Here is a 1,159-nt window from a genome sequence, read left to right as displayed (position 1 = left end):
AAGAGATCATCCGGTATTAGCACTCGTTTCCAAGCGTTATCCCAGTCTGCCAGGCAGGTTACCCACGTGTTACTCACCCGTCCGCCGCTGACATCCATGGAGCAAGCTCCACATCAGTCCGCTCGACTTGCATGTATTAGGCACGCCGCCAGCGTTCGTCCTGAGCCAGGATCAAACTCTCAATTAAAGTTTGATTCAAGGCTCGAATCGATTCTCATCTATCACTCGTTTAGTTTTCAAGGATCAATCAGTGTGTTGCTAGGAAAGCAACAATGGTGGCTCGGGACGGAATCGAACCGCCGACACGTAGATTTTCAGTCTACTGCTCTACCAACTGAGCTACCGAGCCTTATTTAGAAAGTGGTGACCCGTACGGGATTCGAACCCGTGAATGTCGCCTTGAAAGGGCGATGAGTTAAGCCGCTTCTCCAACGGGCCATATGGTGGAGAGTAGCGGATTCGAACCGCTGACCCCCTGCTTGCAAGGCAGGTGCTCTACCAACTGAGCTAACCCCCCATAACTGGTGCGGTCGAGAAGACTCGAACTTCCACGGGGAAACCCCACACGCCCCTCAAGCGTGCGCGTCTGCCATTCCGCCACGACCGCATATCAAGTTGTAAAAATGGAGCGGAAGATGGGATTCGAACCCACGACCCTCGCCTTGGCAAGGCGATGCTCTACCCCTGAGCCACTTCCGCAAGTGGCGTGCCCTGAGAGATTCGAACTCCCGGCCTTTTGATTCGTAGTCAAACGCTCTATCCAGCTGAGCTAAGGGCACATGTAGATGATGTTGTTTTCTTTTCTCAACACCGCAGTCTCGCGGCGACAAGAGCTATCTTATCATGTCCCTCTACGGGACACAATCTACTCATTCGATCAAATACACTCATATAGAGCGATCTTCTCATAGATACTACGAATTCTCCCCAATTCCTCGTGTTTTTATACCTATTCTATTTTGCATGAGAGAAAGACAACAAAAAGACCCGATCCACAATGGATCGGGTCTTTTTGTTCCTTATGCTGTTGCCTCGCGACGTCCTACTCTCCCAGGACCCTGCGGTCCAAGTACCATCGGCGCTGGAAAGCTTAACTTCTGTGTTCGAGATGGGAACAGGTGTGACCTTTCCGCCATCATCACGAGACTGTGACAACTGG

General features: G+C 51.3%; 6 tRNA genes and 2 rRNA genes. All 8 read right to left on the bottom strand.

Annotation, left to right across the window (positions count from 1 at the left end):
• Positions 1-187: ribosomal RNA gene (locus C7459_RS22885) — 16S ribosomal RNA — on the bottom strand; the annotation flags it as partial.
• An 86-nt stretch (positions 188-273) separates the two neighbouring features.
• Positions 274-349 (bottom strand) — tRNA-Phe (locus C7459_RS22880).
• A gap of 12 nt (positions 350-361) precedes the next feature.
• Positions 362-438, bottom strand: a tRNA-Glu gene (locus C7459_RS22875).
• 3 nt (positions 439-441) lie between these two features.
• A tRNA-Ala gene (locus C7459_RS22870) sits at positions 442-517 on the bottom strand.
• 5 nt (positions 518-522) lie between these two features.
• Positions 523-607: transfer RNA gene (locus tag C7459_RS22865), tRNA-Leu, on the bottom strand.
• Between the two features lie 17 nt (positions 608-624).
• Positions 625-699: transfer RNA gene (locus C7459_RS22860), tRNA-Gly, on the bottom strand.
• 3 nt (positions 700-702) lie between these two features.
• Positions 703-779, bottom strand: a tRNA-Arg gene (locus tag C7459_RS22855).
• A gap of 250 nt (positions 780-1,029) precedes the next feature.
• Positions 1,030-1,146 (bottom strand): 5S ribosomal RNA (gene rrf / locus C7459_RS22850).
• Between the last annotated feature and the right edge of the window lie 13 nt (positions 1,147-1,159).

Source organism: Tumebacillus permanentifrigoris, assembly GCF_003148565.1.
Lineage (GTDB): Bacteria > Bacillota > Bacilli > Tumebacillales > Tumebacillaceae > Tumebacillus > Tumebacillus permanentifrigoris.
This window is presented reverse-complemented; position numbering and strand designations above follow the sequence as displayed.